The organism is Micromonospora sp. L32, assembly GCF_052068055.1.
Classification (GTDB): Bacteria; Actinomycetota; Actinomycetes; order Mycobacteriales; family Micromonosporaceae; genus Micromonospora; species Micromonospora purpureochromogenes.
Window position 1 is genome coordinate 39,886 of the sequence record NZ_JBQHDD010000002.1, and the last position, 17,037, is coordinate 56,922.

13 protein-coding genes are annotated in these 17,037 nt (G+C 73.8%); 4 read left to right on the plus strand and 9 right to left on the minus strand.

All coding sequences use genetic code 11. The annotated features are described in order from the left end of the window. Positions 1-17 precede the first annotated feature (17 nt). The 4 genes from ACTMTB_RS04765 to ettA all read right to left on the minus strand — a co-directional run bounded on the left by ACTMTB_RS04765 (position 18) and on the right by ettA (position 3,548). Positions 18-605, minus strand: coding sequence for a YbjN domain-containing protein (locus ACTMTB_RS04765; protein ID WP_280836195.1), 588 nt, complete (start codon positions 603-605; stop codon positions 18-20). Between the two features lie 131 nt (positions 606-736). Further along, a complete protein-coding gene (locus ACTMTB_RS04770) occupies positions 737-1,426 on the minus strand; it encodes a hypothetical protein (protein ID WP_441142722.1) in 690 nt (229 codons plus the stop codon). Next, the gene (locus ACTMTB_RS04775; protein ID WP_441142724.1) at positions 1,423-1,869 is read right to left on the minus strand and encodes an acyl-CoA thioesterase; all 447 of its coding nucleotides are present in this window, start codon (positions 1,867-1,869) and stop codon (positions 1,423-1,425) included. Before ACTMTB_RS04775 ends, ACTMTB_RS04770 begins: the two co-directional genes overlap by 4 nt. Before the next feature lie 2 nt (positions 1,870-1,871). Next, complete coding sequence (ettA, locus tag ACTMTB_RS04780; RefSeq protein WP_334571555.1) at positions 1,872-3,548, minus strand: energy-dependent translational throttle protein EttA; 1,677 nt, start codon at positions 3,546-3,548, stop codon at positions 1,872-1,874. A 361-nt stretch (positions 3,549-3,909) separates the two neighbouring features. On the opposite strand from ettA, the gene ACTMTB_RS04785 reads away from it, so the two are divergent. Together ACTMTB_RS04785 and otsB are read left to right on the plus strand one after the other, a co-directional pair. Next, positions 3,910-5,310 carry an alpha,alpha-trehalose-phosphate synthase (UDP-forming) gene (locus tag ACTMTB_RS04785; RefSeq protein ID WP_210775986.1) on the plus strand — a complete coding sequence of 467 codons (1,401 nt, stop codon included), beginning with the start codon at positions 3,910-3,912 and terminating at the stop codon, positions 5,308-5,310. A 38-nt stretch (positions 5,311-5,348) separates the two neighbouring features. Then, complete coding sequence (gene otsB / locus ACTMTB_RS04790) at positions 5,349-7,910, plus strand: trehalose-phosphatase (RefSeq protein ID WP_441143973.1); 2,562 nt, start codon at positions 5,349-5,351, stop codon at positions 7,908-7,910. Between the two features lie 334 nt (positions 7,911-8,244). Here otsB and cobA read toward each other — a convergent pair whose 3' ends face one another. Genes cobA through cobC form a run of 3 tightly spaced genes read right to left on the minus strand, consistent with a single transcriptional unit; the run spans position 8,245 to position 11,629 of the window. Next, positions 8,245-9,471: a uroporphyrinogen-III C-methyltransferase gene (gene cobA, locus ACTMTB_RS04795; RefSeq protein WP_441142726.1), complete on the minus strand. Its 1,227-nt coding sequence runs from the start codon at positions 9,469-9,471 to the stop codon at positions 8,245-8,247. Continuing rightward, positions 9,468-10,544 (minus strand): nicotinate-nucleotide--dimethylbenzimidazole phosphoribosyltransferase, encoded by a 1,077-nt coding sequence (gene cobT / locus ACTMTB_RS04800; RefSeq protein WP_441143975.1) that lies wholly within the window; start codon positions 10,542-10,544, stop codon positions 9,468-9,470. Before cobT ends, cobA begins: the two co-directional genes overlap by 4 nt. After that, complete coding sequence (cobC, locus tag ACTMTB_RS04805) at positions 10,544-11,629, minus strand: Rv2231c family pyridoxal phosphate-dependent protein CobC (protein WP_441142728.1); 1,086 nt, start codon at positions 11,627-11,629, stop codon at positions 10,544-10,546. Before cobC ends, cobT begins: the two co-directional genes overlap by 1 nt. A gap of 133 nt (positions 11,630-11,762) precedes the next feature. On the opposite strand from cobC, the gene ACTMTB_RS04810 reads away from it, so the two are divergent. Beyond that, positions 11,763-13,895, plus strand: coding sequence for a transglycosylase domain-containing protein (locus tag ACTMTB_RS04810; protein ID WP_441142730.1), 2,133 nt, complete (start codon positions 11,763-11,765; stop codon positions 13,893-13,895). 174 nt (positions 13,896-14,069) lie between these two features. On the opposite strand, the gene ACTMTB_RS04815 is transcribed toward ACTMTB_RS04810, so the two are convergent. Continuing rightward, a complete protein-coding gene (locus ACTMTB_RS04815; RefSeq protein ID WP_441142732.1) occupies positions 14,070-14,639 on the minus strand; it encodes a GNAT family N-acetyltransferase in 570 nt (189 codons plus the stop codon). Then, complete coding sequence (locus ACTMTB_RS04820) at positions 14,636-16,003, minus strand: cobyrinate a,c-diamide synthase (protein WP_441142734.1); 1,368 nt, start codon at positions 16,001-16,003, stop codon at positions 14,636-14,638. The genes ACTMTB_RS04815 and ACTMTB_RS04820 overlap by 4 nt, the downstream gene beginning before the upstream one ends. 172 nt (positions 16,004-16,175) lie before the next feature. On the opposite strand from ACTMTB_RS04820, the gene ACTMTB_RS04825 reads away from it, so the two are divergent. Further along, positions 16,176-16,991, plus strand: a complete 816-nt coding sequence (locus tag ACTMTB_RS04825) for an SURF1 family cytochrome oxidase biogenesis protein (protein WP_441142736.1) — start codon at positions 16,176-16,178, stop codon at positions 16,989-16,991. The last annotated feature ends 46 nt before the right edge of the window (positions 16,992-17,037 follow it).

Sequence of the window (17,037 nt, forward strand, 5' to 3'; positions counted from 1 at the left end):
GGCCCCGCCCGTCGGGCTCAGAGCAGGGCGCCCTCGTCGTGCAGCCAGTCCACGAAGGTGGTCGCCACGGCCGCCCCGCAGTCGAGCATCTCGACCAGGAGCGCGTCGTGGGTGCCCGCGCCCAGCGGCACCTGCAGCTCGGCGTAGATCGGCAGCTGACCCCGCTCGGTGGGGTCGCCGATGTACGCCTTGCAGAACCGGCGGGTGTGGTTCCACTCGTTGACTACCCGGTAGGCCCGGTCCGCCCAGTCCGGCGGGACCGTCGCGTGTGGACGGGCCCGCATCACCAGGATCTCGTCCTCGGGGCCCTCCAGGGTGACCAGCACCGCGTGCCGCTCCCACATGGCCAGCAGGTTCCCGTCGCCGTCGGCCAGGTACCGCACGTCGAGCAGGTCGAGGGCCGCACAGACCCGGCGCAGGGTGACCGGCTCCACACTGACCGGCATGTCCGTGATCACCGGCCGGTCGGCGGCCTTGCAGTCGTCCCCCGGCTGCCGGGGGGACGGTGGTCCGACCCGGACGGTGCTGTCCACTGTGATCCCGGTTCGAGTTTCCGGGTCGCCGCCGCCAGCGGCGGGACCAGGGCGCCATGACCACCACGGCATCGCTCGCGCACCTCACTCCCCAGCGGATCCGGACGCCTACGGTGCGTTGGATCCGAGGATGGACGGTACCCGGACAGCCGGGTTGAAGCACCCCCCCAACGACAGCCCCAGCCCAGAAGAATGACCACGGGTCAGCCGTTCGGATGATCCTTCACCGGTCGGATCGCCAGCTCCGAAACCTTGCGCGACCATGCCGCTCCGTACGGTCCCACCAGGCCGATCCAGCGGCCCGCGACGCGTACCTGGACCTCGCCCGGGGCGTCGGCGGGCCCGAGGAACCCCATCCGGACCACGCCCTGGACCAGGCGCTGGGTCACCTCGACCGGCTCGCCCGGCGGGTCGTCCGGGGTGACCACCACCGCCACGTGGTCGAGCAGCGCGTCGCGCAGCACCCGCTGACCCACCGCCCGGCCGCCCACGCCCTCGGTGGCGGCGGTCCGCAGGGTGCCCGCCGCCGCCTCGGCGATCCGCCGCAGCTCCCCGGCGGGCAACGCCTCCACCCGGCGGCTCGCCGCCGGCGGCAGCGGCCAGCGCCACCGGTCGTCCCGCCGGCCCGGCAGCGCCCCGCCGGCGGACTCCAGCTCGGCCAGCAGGTCGGCGGCGGCGACCGTGACGTCACCCGGGCCGACGCCGGCCACCGTGCGGACCACCAGCACGTCCCAGGGCAGCCGGGCCCAGAGCGCCGTACGCCCGGCCCCGTCGACCGGGCGGAGCCGGACCACGGTCGCCGGGTCGAAGCGGACCAGCCGGGCCAGGAAGGCCCCCGCGTCGGCGACCCCGTCCAGCCCGTGCCCCGGCGTCACGACGCGCGCGCCACTCACGCCGCCCCGCCCGCGGGCGCGTACGCCAGCAGGAAGGCCCGCTCATCGGAGGTGATCCGGCGGGGCCGCTTGGCCACCAGGTCGAACGGCACCAGCACCGACCGGGCGGTGCTGGCCAGCACGTCGCCGTCGTACAGCTCGTAGGCGACGGTGAACCGGGAGGCCCGGATCTCCTCCACCCAGAGTTCGATCCGGACGGTCGGGGCGGCCTCCGCGGTGGCCCGGCCCAGCGCGTAGTCGACCGGGCGCAGGTAGTCGACCTCGTGCCGGCGGATGACCACTCCGTCGGCGAACGAGCCCACCCCCCACGCCCGGCCGCCGGCGAACATCAACGCCACTCGCGCCTCCTCGTAGAGAGTGAGGAAGCGCGAGTTGTTGACGTGCCCGTACGCGTCCAGGTCGGACCAGCGCAGCGTGCAGTCGTAGACGAAGCGGTCCGCCATGCTCAGTCGCGGGTGAGCTTGCGGTAGGTCACCCGGTGCGGGCGGGCCGCCTCGGCGCCGAGCCGGTCGACCTTGTTCTTCTCGTAGGCATCGAAGTTGCCCTCGAACCAGAACCACTTGGACGGGTTCTCGTCGTCGCCCTCCCAGGCCAGGATGTGCGTGGCGACCCGGTCCAGGAACATCCGGTCGTGGGAGATGACCACGGCGCAGCCGGGGAATTCCAGCAGCGCGTTCTCCAGGCTGGAGAGGGTCTCCACGTCCAGGTCGTTGGTCGGCTCGTCGAGCAGGATGACGTTGCCGCCGATCTTCAGGGTCAGCGCCAGGTTGAGCCGGTTCCGCTCGCCGCCGGAGAGCACCTTGGTCGGCTTCTGCTGGTCCGGCCCCTTGAAGCCGAACGCGGCGATGTACGCCCGCGACGGCATCTCGACCTTGCCCACCATGAGGTGGTCCAGCCCGTCGGAGACGACCTCCCAGACGGTCTTGTCGCCGTCGAGGCCCTGCCGGGCCTGGTCGACGTAGGACAGCGAGACGGTGGGGCCGACCCTGACCTCGCCACCGGTCGGCTGCTCCAGCCCGACGATGGTCTTGAACAGGGTGGTCTTGCCGACACCGTTCGGGCCGATGATGCCGACAATGCCGTTGCGCGGCAGCGAGAACGACAGGTTGTCGATCAGCAGCCGGTCGCCGAAGCCCTTGCTCAGGTCGTTCGCCTCGATGACCGTGCTGCCCAGGCGCGGGCCCGGCGGGATCTGGATCTCCTCGAAGTCCAGCTTCCGGGTCTTCTCCGCCTCGGCGGCCATCTCGTCGTACCGGTCGAGTCGGGCCTTGGACTTGGTCTGCCGCGCCTTGGCGTTGGAGCGGACCCACTCCAGCTCATCGGAGAGGCGCTTCTTCATCTTGGCGTCGCGGCGGCCCTCGACGGCCAGCCGGGCGGCCTTCTTCTCCAGGTAGGTGGAGTAGTTGCCCTCGTACGGGTAGGCCCGGCCGCGGTCCAGCTCCAGGATCCAGTTGGCCACGTTGTCCAGGAAGTACCGGTCGTGGGTGATGGCGATGACGGTGCCGGCGTACTTGGCCAGGTGCTGCTCCAGCCACTGCACGCTCTCCGCGTCCAGGTGGTTGGTGGGCTCGTCGAGCAGCAGCAGGTCGGGGGCCTCCAGCAGCAGCTTGCACAGCGCGACCCGGCGGCGCTCACCACCGGAGAGCTGGGTGACGTCGGCGTCCGGCGGCGGGCAGCGCAGCGCGTCCATGGCCAGTTCGAGCTTGGAGTCGATGTCCCAGGCGTCGGCGTGGTCCAGCTCCTCCTGGAGCTTGCCCATCTCCTCCATCAGCTCGTCGGAGTAGTCCGTGGCCATCTGCTCGGCGATGGAGTTGAACCGCTCCAGCTTGGCCTTGGTCTCGGCCACCGCCTCCTCGACGTTGCCGAGGACGGTCTTGCTGTCGTTGAGCGGGGGCTCCTGGGCGAGCATGCCGACGGTGTAGCCGGGCATCAGCCGGGCCTCGCCGTTGCTCGGCCGGTCCCAGCCTGCCATGATCTTGAGGAGGCTGGACTTACCGGCGCCGTTCGGGCCGACCACACCGATCTTGGCCCCCGGCAGGAAGTTCAGCGTCACGTTGTCGAGCACGACCTTGTCGCCGTGCGCCTTGCGCGCCTTTTCCAGGACGTAGATGAACTGGGCCACGGTGCGGGCTACCTCCGTCGGTTGCTGTCGCCGATTGGCGGGCACGGCACGGGCTGCGTCCGCCGCCCGCCGCCGCCGGCCGGGAGCCGGCCGCGCGCACGCCGTCGTCAATCCTGACAGGTACGGCTCGCCGCGCCCACATCACCCCGCCCGAGCAGCACGCCGCGGCCCGCTCCCCCGGCTGTCGGCGAGCCGGAGGACCGCGGGATCGCCGACCTCCGCCCGAGGCTGTCACCATGATCACGGGTACGGTTCAGCGACCGTGGGACGGGTAGGTGACTCCGGCACGGGGCGCCAGACGCCGCAGCTAGGCTCAGACTCTCATCGCGGTGGACCCGTCAGTACCCGGAGGTGGCCGATCGTGACCGTCCGTAGCTCCTTTGTCGTAGTGGCGAACCGATTGCCGGTCGACGAGGTGAGCACACCCGAGGGACGGCAGTGGCGACGTAGCCCGGGCGGGCTGGTGACCGCCCTGCACCCCGTCCTCGCCGAGCACCAGGGCACCTGGGTCGGCTGGGCCGGCGGGACCGGCGCCGCTCCGGAGCCGTTCGACCTGGAGGGCATCCGCCTGCACCCGGTGCCGCTGAGCGCCGAGGAGCTGGAGCGCTACTACGAGGGCCAGTCCAACGCCACCATCTGGCCGCTCTACCACGACGCGGTCGAGACCCCGGCCTACAAGCGCCGGTGGCGCGAGGCGTACCGCCTGGTCAACGCCCGGTTCGCGGAGGCCGCGGCGGACGTGGCGGCCGAGGGCGCCACGGTCTGGATCCAGGACTACCAGCTCCAACTGGTCCCGGCGATGCTCCGCGAGCTGCGGCCGGACCTGAAGATCGGCTTCTTCCTGCACATCCCGTTCCCACCGATCGAGCTGTTCATGCAGATGCCGTTCCGCACCGAGATCCTGCGCGGGCTGCTCGGCGCCGACCTGGTCGGGTTCCAGCAGCGGCTGGCCGCGCAGAACTTCGTCCGGCTGGCCCGGCACCTGCTCGGCCTGCGCTACGAGGGCCAGATGATCCAGGTGGACGGCCGGCAGGTGAAGGCCGGTGCCTTCCCCATCTCGATCGACACCCACGAGATGGAGCGGATGGCCGCCGACCCGGCGATCCAGGCCCGGGCCAAGCAGATCCGCGAGGAGCTGGGCAACCCGAAGACGATCATCCTGGGCGTCGACCGGCTCGACTACACCAAGGGCATCGAACTTCGGCTGAAAGCCTTCCGGGAACTCCTCGCTGACGGAAAGTTGACAGTGCCGGACGCGGTTATGGTGCAGGTCGCGACGCCCAGCCGCGAGCGGGTGGAGCACTACCAGGCACTTCGCGTCAAGGTGGAGCGCGAGGTTGGTCGGATTAATGGCGAATTCGGACGGGTGGGTGTGCCCGCGGTGCATTATCTGCATCAGTCGTACAGTCGCTCCGAACTGGCCGCGATGTACGTCGCGGCCGACGTGATGATGGTGACCCCCCTGCGAGACGGAATGAATCTGGTGGCCAAGGAGTACGTGGCATCGCGCGCCGACCAGGGCGGCGCGCTCGTGCTCAGCGAGTTCGCCGGCGCGGCCACGGAGCTGCGCCAGGCATTCCTGTGCAACCCGCACGACCCGGACGCGGTCAAGGACGCCCTGCTGCGGGCCGTACACGTGGAGAAGCCGGAGGCCCGTCGACGCATGCGGATCATGCAACGTCATCTGCGCACCCACGACGTGGGGCACTGGGCGAAATCGTTCCTCACCGAGCTCGGCACGTCCGGGGTGGAGGCCGCGTGAACGTCCCCACCGACATCGTGACCCCGCCCGCGGGGACGATGGACCCCGAGCTGCGCGCGGCCATCGGGCGGATCGCCCGGGTCCCCCAGCTCCTGGTCGCCTGCGACTACGACGGCACGCTCGCGCCGATCGTCGAGGACCCGAGCAAGGCCGTGCCGCTGCCGGAGTCGGTCGCCGCGATCCGGGCGCTCGCCGCGCTGCCGCAGACCACCGTCGCGGTGGTCTCCGGTCGGGCGCTGCGCGACCTGGCCGCCCTCTCCCGGCTGCCCAGCGAGGTCCACCTGGTCGGCAGCCACGGCTCCGAGTTCGACATCGGCTTCGTCGAGCGACTCTCCCCCGAGCTGATCGCCGTCCGCACCCGGCTGCGCGACGCGCTGCGCGAGATCGCCGCGGCCCACCCCGGCGTACGGCTGGAGCGCAAGCCGGCCAGCGTCGCCGTGCACACCCGCGGGGTCGACCCGCAGGTCGCGGCGGCCACCATCGAGGCGGTCCGCAACGGCCCCGCCAAGTGGGACGGCGTCACGGTCACCCAGGGCAAGGAGGTCATCGAGCTGTCGGTGGTCGCCACCCACAAGGGCACCGCCGTCGACCAGCTGCGCACCCAGCTCTCGGCCAGCGCCGTGCTCTTCATCGGTGACGACGTCACCGACGAGAACGCCTTCGGCAACCTGCACGGCCCGGACGTCGGCATCAAGATCGGCCCCGGCGACACCCAGGCCGGCTACCGGGTGGCCGAGCCGATCGAGGCGGCCCGGGCCCTGGGCCTGCTGCTGGAGACCCGCCGGCACTGGCTCTTCGGCGAGCGGGCCGTCCCGATCGAGCGGCACTCGATGCTCTCCAACGGCCGGACGGTCGCCCTGCTCACGCCCGAGGCCAAGGTCAGCTGGCTCTGTCACCCCAAGCCGGACTCGGCGGCGATCTTCGCCGACCTGGTCGGCGGCAGCCCGGCCGGTCACTTCAGTATCGTCCCGGAGCGCGGCGGCATCCCGCTGGGGCAGCGTTACCGCAGCGGCACCATGACGGTCGAGACCCGCTGGTCCGGTCTCACCGTCACCGACTGGCTGGACCTGCCGGCCCGGGAAACCACCCCGGACGGCCCGGCGATCATCACCGGCGACTCGACCCTGGTCCGGGTGCTGACCGGCTCCGGCAAGGCCCGCATCGACTTCGCCCCGCGCCCGGAGTTCGGCCAGGTCGCCGTCCAGCTGCAACCGCTCGACGACGGCCTGCTGGTGCTCGGCTCCAACGAGCCGGCCGCGCTCTACGCCCCGGGCGTGACCTGGGAAGTCAGAAGCGACGGGGTGAACGAGAGCGCGGAGGCGATGGTCGACCTCTCCGCCGCCGGCGGTCAGGTCGTGCTGGAGCTGCGCTTCGGCACGCACAGCCTGGAGCACCACGCCGTCCCGATCCACGAGCGGCAGGCCAGGGCCGAGCAGCCGTGGAAGGACTGGGTGGCCTCGCTGCGGCTGCCCACCACCGCCCGCGACCTGGTCGCCCGCAGCGCGCTCACGCTGCGCGGCCTCTGCCACGAGGCGACCGGCTCGATCCTGGCCGCGGCGACCACCTCGCTGCCGGAGGAGCTGGGCGGGGTCCGCAACTGGGACTACCGCTACTGCTGGCTGCGTGACGCGGCACTGACCGCTCGCGCGCTGGTCGACCTGGGTTCCCTCGAGGAGGCCGAGGCGCTGCTGCGCTGGGTGGACGGCTGCATCGAGCGCACCGGCGGCCACCCGGAGCGGCTGCACCCGCTCTACACCATCGACGGCTACGAGCTGGGCGCCGAGGCGGTCATCGACACCCTCCCCGGGTACGCCGGCTCCCGGCCGGTCCGGGTGGGCAACCTCGCCAACCACCAGCTCCAGCTGGACGTCTTCGGCCCGATCGCGGACCTGATCGCCGCCGTGGCCGACGCCCGGGGCTCGGTCCGCGAGGACGAGTGGCGGGTGCTGGAGAACATGGTCGAGGCGGTCCGCCGCCGCTGGCACGAGCCCGACCACGGCATCTGGGAGGCCCGCCTCCCCCCACGGCACCACATCTTCTCCAAGGTGATGTGCTGGATGACCGTCGACCGCGCGCTGCACATCATGCGCCAGCACGGCGGCGAGGACCGGCCGGAGTGGGTGGAGCTGCGCGACCGGATCGGCGCCAACGTGCTGGAGAACGGCTGGCACGAGCACGTCGAGGCGTACAGCGTCGCGTACGGCGACGAGGAGATGGATGCCTCCTCGCTCTGGATCGGCCTGTCCGGGCTGCTGCCGGGCGACGACCCGCGCTTCCTCTCCACCGTGCTGCGGATCGAGGCGGACCTGCGCAGCGGGCCGGTCGTCTACCGGTACCACTGGGACGACGGCCTGCCCGGCCGGGAGGGCGGCTTCCACATCTGCACGGCGTGGCTGATCGAGGCGTACCTGCGCACCGGCCGCCGCACCGACGCGGAGGAGCTGTTCCTGCAGATGATCGACACGGCGGGCCCGACCGGGCTGCTCCCCGAGCAGTACGACCCGCTCGCCGAGCGCGGCCTGGGCAACCACCCGCAGGCCTACAGCCACCTCGGCCTGATCCGCTGCGCGCTGCTGCTGGACAACATGCTCAAGCAGTGACCTGACCAGCGACGACGACGGCGGCCGGAGAGACCTCTCTCCGGCCGCCGTCGCAGCTCCGCCCCGTCGTGCGGAGCCGCCGGCCGGCCGAAGACCCACCCCCCGTTTGCGGCGTGTCGCGGTGTCGTGGCGCGCGGATACCGCGACACGCCGCAAACCGGGTCGGATGCCCGGCGCGGGGACCGCGAGCGGGGTTGGCCAAGGGGCCAGGGCCGTTTGCGGCGTGTCGCGGTCTCGTGGCGCGCGGATACCGCGACACGCCGCAAACCGGGTCGGATGCCCGGCGCCGGGACCGCGAGTGGGGTTGGCCAAGGGGCCGGCGCCGGGGCGCCGGTCAGACGTCGAGGGTGCCCACCACGTCGCCGATCACCACGATGGCGGGCGGGCGCAGGCCCGCCGCCACCACGTCCGCCGCCACCGCGCCGAGCGTCGAGCGCAGCGTCCGCTGGGCGCCGGTGGTGCCCTCCTGGACCACGGCGACCGGGGTGGCCGGGTCTCTGCCGTGCGCGGTGAGCGTCGCGGTGATCGCGGCGAGGTTCTTCAGCCCCATCAGGACGACCAGGGTGCCGCGCAGGCCGGCCAGGGCCGGCCAGCGCACCAGCGAGTCCGGCGAGTCCGGCGCGACGTGCCCGGAGACGACGGTGAACTCGTGCGCCACCGCCCGGTGGGTGACCGGGACGCCGGCCACCGCCGGCACGGCGATCGCGCTGGTCACGCCCGGCACCACGGTCACCGGTACGCCCGCCTCGGCGCAGGCCAGCAGTTCCTCGCCGCCCCGGCCGAAGACGTACGGGTCGCCGCCCTTGAGCCGGACGACGACCTTGCCGGCCAGGGCCCGGTCCACCAGGATCCGGTTGATCTCCTCCTGGGCCCGGGACGGGCCGTACGGGATCTTGGAGGCGTCCACCAGCTCGACGTCGGGGCGCAGCTCGTCCAGGAGCAGCCCGGGCACCAGCCGGTCGGCGACCACCACGTCCGCCTCAGTGAGCAGCCGCCAGCCCTTGACGGTGATCAGCTCCGGATCGCCCGGCCCGGCACCCACCAGCGCAACCCGACCGGGTGCGGCCCCGCCCGGTGTCGTGCCCCGCCCGGCGGCGGCCAGACCGGTGCGCACGTTCAGCAGGTCGCGCACGGCGTCCCGGACGCTCATCGCGCGACGCGGGTCACCACCGCCGAACACCGCCACGGTGACCGGGCCGTGCCGGGTCACCGCCGGCGTCCACGCGGTGGCGGCGGACCGGTCGTCGGCGCGTACGCAGAAGATCCGCCGCTCGGCGGCGGCGGCGCTGACCGACGCGGCGGCGAGCGGGTCGTCGACGGCGACCTGGACCAGCCAGGCGCCGTCCAGGTCGTCCGGGGCGAACCGGCGCGGCGCCCAGTGCAGCCGGCCGGCGTCGACGTGGGCGTGCAGCGCGGGGGTCAGCTCCGGCGCGACGAGGAAGACGTCCGCCCCGGCGTCCAGCAGCGCCGGCACCCGCCGGGTGGCGACCGCTCCCCCGCCCACCACGACCACCCGCCGGCCGGCGAGCCGCAGGCCGAGAGGGTAGGGGTTCCCGATCACTTCTCGGAGACCCCCGCCGAGTCGAAGGTGGCGACCTCGTGCAGCACCCGGACCGCGCCGGTGACCACCGGCAGCGCCAGCAGCGCGCCGGTGCCCTCGCCGAGGCGCAGGCCGAGGTCGATCAGCGGGTCCAGGCCGAGGTGGCGCAGCGCCACGGTGGCCCCCGGCTCGGCGGAGCGGTGCCCGGCGACCATCGCACCGACCGCGTCCGGGGCCAGGGCCGCGGCGACCAGCGCGGCGCTGGCCGCGATCACCCCGTCCAGCAGCACCGGGACGCGGCGGGCGGCGGCGCCGAGGATCAGGCCGGCCAGCGCCGCGTGCTCCAGGCCACCGACGGCGGCCAGCACGCCGAGGGGGTCGGCCGGGTCGGGCCGGTGCCGGTCCAGCGCGGTCCGCACCACGCCGACCTTGCGCCGGTACGTCTCGTCGTCCACCCCGGTGCCGCGCCCGGTGGCCTCGGCCGGGTCGGTACCGGTGAGCGCGGCGACCAGCGCCGCGGACGGGGTGGTGTTGCCGATGCCCATGTCCCCGGTGAGCAGGATCCCCGCTCCGGCGTCGACCAGGTCGCCGGCGATCCGGATGCCGGTCTCCAGCGCCGCGCGTGCCTCGTCGCGGGTGAGCGCCGCGGTGACGGTCATGTCCCGGGTGCCCCGGCGGACGTTCGCGGCGACCAGGCGGGGTCCGACCGCCGGGTCGGTGGCGTCCGGGTCGACCGGGAGCGGGGTGGCCACGCCGACGTCGACCACGGTGACCGAGGCGCCGGCCTGGCGGGCGAAGGCGTTGACCACCGCCCCACCGGCCAGGAAGTTGGCGATCATCTGGGCGGTGACCTCCTGCGGCCAGGGGGTCACCCCCTGGGCGTGCACGCCATGGTCACCGGCGAAGATCGCCACCGCCGCCGGCTCGGGCAGCGGCGGCGGGCAGGCGCCGGCCAGCCCGGCGAGGCGTACGGAGAGTTCCTCCAGGGCGCCGAGGGAACCGGCGGGCTTGGTCAGCCGGGCCTGGAGGTCGCGCGCGGCGGCCATCGCCGGCTCGTCGAGCGGCCCGATCGCCGCGATGGTGGTCTCCAGCATCATGCCTCCAGGATCTCGGCGAGTACCTCGGTGAACGCGTCGGTGGTCGCCGGGTCGCGGACCGCCACCCGCAGCCAGTCCGGGCCCAGGCCGGGGAAGGTGTCCCCGCGTCGCACGGCCCAGCCGCGCTCGCGCAGGGTCTCCCGCACCCGGTCGGCGCCGGCCAGGTGCAGCAGGACGAAGGCGCTGGCCGGGCGGCCCGCGACGCGTACCCCGGGCAGGGCCGACAGGCGGGCGACCAGGTGGTCGCGGTCGGCGGCGAGCCGCGCGGCGATCTCGCGCTCGGCCGCGACGGCGGTGGGCGACGCGCAGGCGGTGGCGGCGGCCAGCGCCGGGGTGGAGACGGCCCAGAGCGGCTGGACGGCGGCCAGCCGGTCCAGCAGCGCGGCCTCGCCGAGCAGGTAGCCGATCCGCAGGCCGGCCAGCCCCCACGTCTTGGTCAGGCTGCGCACCACCACCAGGCCGGGCAGGTCGCGCCGGCCGGCCAGCGACTCGGGCTCGCCGGCCACGCCGGGGGCTCCGGTGGTGTCGGCGAACGCCTCGTCGACGACCAGCACCCGGCCCGGCCGGGCCAGGGCGGCCAGGGCGGCGGCGGGGTGCAGCACCGAGGTGGGGTTGGTCGGGTTGCCGATCATGACCAGGTCGGCGTCGGCGGGCACCCGCGCCGGGTCGAGCCGGAAGCCGTCGGCCGGGTCGAGCAGCACCCGTTCCACCTGGTGCCCGGCGGCGCGCAGCGCGGCCTCCGGCTCGGTGAACTGCGGGTGCACCACCACCGGGCGGCGCACCCCGGCCAGCGCGCGGGCCAGCAGCACGAAGCCCTCGGCGGCACCGGCGGTGAGCAGTACCTCCGCCGGGGGACGCCCGTGCCGGGCGGCGACGGCCGCCCGGGCCGGCCCCGGGTCCGGGTACGCGGCCAACTCGGCCAGCGAGGCGGTGAGCGGGTCGGCCAGCCAGTCCGGCATGGTGTCCCGGCGGACGTTGACGGCCAGGTCGACCAGGCCCGGGGTCGCCTCGGCGTCCCCGTGGTGCCCCAGGTCCGGTTCTTGCCCGGTGCCCGGCGGCACCTCGATCAGCTGACCATGCATGTCCGTGATCCTGCCGGGAAGCCGCCGTACGGGACAGCGGATCCCAACGTGGGTCGCGTCACCGCCCGGCGACAGTCTCGCCCGTTTATGAATTCTTCTCATTTCTGAATCGGAAATGTCATAACTTGACCCTGTGAGCAACCGACCCCTTGCTGCCGCTGGTCGTACCGTTCCGCTCCTCCGCGCCGGGCTCATCGCCGGCATCGTCGTCGCCGCCGTGGCCTACCCGTTGGCCGCGTTCACCGGCCTCGGCGCCAAGGCCACCGCCCACGCGGTGGAGCAGAAGACGAGCATCCTGCGCACCGCGCTGCCGGCCGAGACGTCGTACCTCTACGCCCCCGACGGCAAGACGATCCTGACCATGTTCTACGAGGAGTACCGGCAGTACACGAAGCTGTCGGACATGTCGCCGAACATCCAGCAGGCGATCGTCGCCGCCGAGGACAACCGCTTCTACCAGCACCACGGCGTCGACCCGAAGGGCGTCGCCCGCGCCTTCGTGGCCAACGCCCGCTCCAGCGGCGTCTCCCAGGGCGCCTCGACCCTGACCATGCAGTACGTCCGGATGGCGCTGCGGGACAGCGCCAAGACGCCGAAGGAGGTCCAGGAGGCCACCCAGCAGACCAGCCTGCGCAAGGTCAAGGAGATGCGGATGGCCCTGGACATCGAGAAGGAGCTGACCAAGGAGGAGATCCTGGAGCGCTACCTCAACTCGGCGTACTTCGGCCACCGGGCGTACGGCATCTACGCCGCCGCGCAGATCTTCTTCTCCAAGACCCCAGCCACCCTCACCCCGGTCGAGGCGGCCACCCTCGCCGGGCTGGTCAAGTCCCCCTCCGAGTACGACCCGATCACCTCGGACCAGAAGGACGCCACCGGCCGGCGCAACTACGTGCTCGACCGGATGGCCCAGCTCGGCTACCTCTCCCCGGACGCCGCGGCCGCAGCCCGGTCCGAGCCCATCCGGACCCGGGTGACGACCCCGGCCAACGACTGCACCTCACTGCCAAGCAAGTACCAGACCTGGGGCTTCGCCTGCGACTACGTCAAGAACTGGTGGAGCGCGCAGCCCGCGTTCGGCGAGAACCGGCTGGAGCGGATGGACAAGCTGCGCCGGGGCGGCTACCGGATCGTGCTCAGCCTCGACCCGAAGATCCAGTCGGCGGCGGAGAAGAACGTCGGCGCGAAGGACGGCGTCGGCAGCCCCTTCGCCAACGGCATCGTGGTGGCCGAACCGGGCACCGGCCGGGTGAAGGCGATGGCGGTGAACCGGACGTACTCACTGGACCTCAGCGAGAACCCGTCCAGCTCCAACCCGGAGGCCGGCCCCAAGGTCAAGGCGAACTACCCGAACACGGTGGCGCCCCTGCTCGGCGGCGGCAGCCTCCCCGGCTACCAGGCCGGATCGACGTTCAAGATGTTCCCGATGCTCGCCGCGCTGGACGCCGGGATGCCGCTGTCCACCGAGTACAACTCGCCGCACCGGTACCAGTCGAGGGTCTACGACGGCTGGGCCCCGTCCAACGCCAGCGGGGCGATGACCGGCCGGCAGACCATGTGGTCCGGCTTCGGCAAGTCGGTGAACACCTACTTCGTCCAGCTGGAGGAGCAGATCGGCGCGGACAAGGGGGTTCGGCTCGCCGAGCAGCTCGGGCTGCGCTGGCGTACCGACGTGGACCGGGACCACGCCTCCCCGGCCAAGGCCAAGAAGTGGGGCGCGTTCACCCTGGGTGTCTCCGACGCCACCCCGCTGGAGCTGGCCAACGCGTACGCCGCGATCGCCGCCGACGGGCGGTACTGCGAGGCGATGCCGGTCATGTCGATCACCAACCGGGACGGCACGCCGGCGACGTACCGGACGGCGTCCGGCATCCAGCGGGAGGTGGCCAAGCCGCGCTGCCGGCAGGTGGTGAGCGCGGACGCGGCCCGGGCCGCCACCGACGCCGCCCGCTGCCCGACCGGGGACACCCCGGCGAAGGGGAGTTGCGGGGGCTGGTCGACGGCGGACAGCGTCCGGGGCACGGTGGGCCGCCCGGTGGCCGGCAAGACCGGTACCACGGACAGCACCCGGTCGGCCTGGTTCGTCGCCTACACGCCCGAACTGGCGGCGGCGAGCTTCATCGCCGACCCGGACAACCCGTTCAACGCGGTGGGTGACGGCCAGTCCCAGGTCCCCGTCGTCGCGGTCGCCCAGACGCTGCGCGACGGCCTCAAGGGCACGGCTCCCCGCCAGTTCACCCCACCGTCGGACCGCATCGTGGGGTGAGACCGGCCCGCCCGCCCGGATGACCGGGAGCGCTGCGTCAGGAACGGTGCGGTTCCTGGCGCAGCGCTTCTGTCCGCCCCGCTGGGCCAGGGTCGACGGCCGGCGCGGTCATGGGCGCCGGCCCCGCTCAGGGGCCGGCGGGTCGCGGGGCGGCTGCGGTGGCGGGCGGGGCGTTCAGTGCAGGTCGGCGGCGACCAGGGACCAGAGTTCCAGGTCGACCCGGGCGCCCCGGACGAAGCCGGCGTTGCGCAGCAGGCCCTCGTAGCTGAAGCCGGCCTTCTCCGCGACCCGGCGCGACGCCACGTTGCCCGGGGCCACCCGCAGCTCGACCCGATGGAAGCCGTGCTCCAGGATCAGCGCGATGGCCAGCGCGTCCACCGCCTCGGCGGCCAGCCCGAACCCACGGGCGTGCGGGGCGAGGGCGTACGACACCTCGGTGAGCCGGGCGCCCCAGTCGGTGCGCCGGGTCCAGAGGCAGCCGACCACCCGGGCGTCCTCCCGGCGCACCACCGCGTAGTGGTCGCCGTCGCCGCTGTCGCGCCGCTGCCGGGCCAGATCCGTGCACCAGGCCGGCCCGTCGATCTGCCCGTTGGCGTCGGCCAGCGGCAGCCAGCGCTGGGTCTGCCGGTCGGCGAAGACCTCGTCGACCGCGTCGGCGTCCGCCGCCCGCAGCTGGCGCACCTCCGTACGCGGGGTGGAGACGGTCAACGCCGGGAAGCGGCGGACGGCCACCTGCCCGATCACGCCGGTGCTCCGACGCCCTCGGCAATCCCGGCCGCCGACACCAGTCGGGTCGCGATGGCCGGATCGGCCGCCCAGTGCAGGCCCAACTGCGAGGCGTGCACGCCCCGCCAGACGAAGCCCTCGGGAGCGCCGCCCTCCCAGCTCCACGCCGGGCGCTCACCGGTCCGGGGGGTGAGCACCGCGCTGTGCTGCTTGTAGCCGACCACGGCCGCCCCGGCCTCGGCGACCACGCTGGCGGTGCGGGCGGTCGCCTCGCGGTAGCCGACGACCAGGCCGTCGCGGCTGGCGCCGATCGCGTCCAGCACCCCGCACATCGGCCGGCCGTCCAGCTCGCGGGCCAGCCAGAGCAGGCCCGCCCCCTCGGCGAGCACCGGGCGGCCGGTGCGGGCCAGCTCGGCCACGGCGATGCAGAGCCGGCGGTTGGCGGAGAGTTCGGCGGCGGACGACTCGGGCAGGCCGGCGCCGACCACAAGCGCCCGGGTGCCGGCGGGCAGCGCCTCGTCGCGCAGCGGGTCGACGGTGACCACCTCGGCGCCCGCCGCGCGCAGCAGCTCGGCCGTCTCGGCGTAGCTGTAGCTGCCGCCCGGGCCACCGGCCAGCGCGACCAACGGGCGGCCCTCGACCGGGGCGGCCGGCGACGGCGACCACGGCTCGACCGGCAGCGCGGGCGCGGAGCGGGCCAGCGCGAGCAGCCGGTCCAGCTCGACGGTGCCGGCCACCGCCTCGCCGAGGCGCCGCACCGCGCGGGTTGCCTCGGCGTCGCCGCCGACCACCGGCAGCACGCCGTGCCGCCGGGCCGGCAGCACCGCGGGCAGCTCGTGCCGGCGCAGCGCGCCGTAGACGGGGACGTCGACGTCGTCGAGCGCCTGCCGCAGCATCGCCTCGTGGCGTGGGGACGCGACCTGGGTGAGGATCACCCCGCCGAGCCAGAGCTGATCGTCGTAGGAGCGGAAGCCGTGCACCAGGGCGGCCACCGACTGCCCCATCGCCGCCACGTCCACCACCAGCACGACCGGGCTGCGCAGGGCGGTGGCCACGGCGGCCGTGGACTCCGCATCGGGGCGCCCGGCGACCGAGTCGTACAGCCCCATGGTGCCCTGGACCACGGCCAGCTCGGCGCCGGCCGCGCCGTGCGCGAAGAGCGGGCCGAGCCGGTCCGCGCCGACCAGCCTCGCGTCGAGGGTGCGCCCGGGTCGACCGGCGGCGAGGCCGAGGTACGCGGCGTCGACGTGGTCCGGGCCGACCTTGAAGCCGGCGACGGCCAGGCCCCGTTCGGCGAGGGCGGCGAGCAGCCCGATGGCCAGCGCGTTGGTGCCGTGTCCGGAGGACGGCGCGCTGAGCACGAGGCGCGGCACGGCGGTCATCATCGACTCCTCGCGGGCGACGGGTGGTGGCAAGCGGACGACCGGGAAGATCTCCGACCGGAGATCCGCTCGCGTGACCATACCCGCCCAGACCGACACGTGCGGCCGCCGACCGGTCGGCGCACCGGGCCGTCGCGGTCGGTGGTCCCGGTCATACGGGTAGCCTCGTGGCGTGTACCGGTTCCTGCTGACCCCACGCTGGCTGGGCATCCTCGCGCTGACCCTGGTCGCCGCCGCGGTGATGGTGCTGCTGGGCAACTGGCAGCTGGACCGCTACGAGCAGCGCACGGCGGTCAACGAGCGCATCGACGCCGGCAGCCGCGGCACCCCCGCGCCGCTGCGCGACGCGCTGCCCGCACCCACCGGCGCGGCGGGCTCGGTCGGCCCGGCCCCCGCCGAGCGGGTCGAGTGGAGCCGGGTCACCGCCACCGGCCGGTACGACGCCACGAACGTGGTCCTGATCCGTGGCCGGACGGTCGACAGCAAGGTCGGATTCGAGGTGCTCGCCCCGCTGGTGCTGACCGACGGCACGGCCGTACTGGTCGACCGGGGCTGGGTCCCGCCCGCGCCGGGCGGCGCGATGGCCATGCCGCAGGTGCCCGCCCTGCCGACCGGCGAGGTGACGGTGGTCGGCCGGGTGCACCCCACTGAGTCCGGCGGGGCCGGCGTGGACCGGCGCGACGGCCGGCTGGAGACCCGCCGGGTCACCGTCGACAAAATCGCCCGCGAGCTGCCGTACCCGGTGCACGGGGCGTACCTGCTGCTGGACGAGCAGACCCCGGCGAACGACCCGGCGTTCCGCGCGGTGCCGATCGGGCACGCCAACAACTGGCAGAACTTCGGCTACGTGATCCAGTGGTGGCTCTTCGCCGCGATGTCACTCTTCGGCTACGGCTGGGTCGCCCGCCGGGAGGCCCGGCGGGCGGCGGGGCTGGACGCGCCGAAGGAGCCGGTCGACCGGGCAGCGGAACCCGTCACCCCGGCCTGACGGCGCGATCGGCGGTCTCCTCAGCCCGACGAAACCGGACACTCGG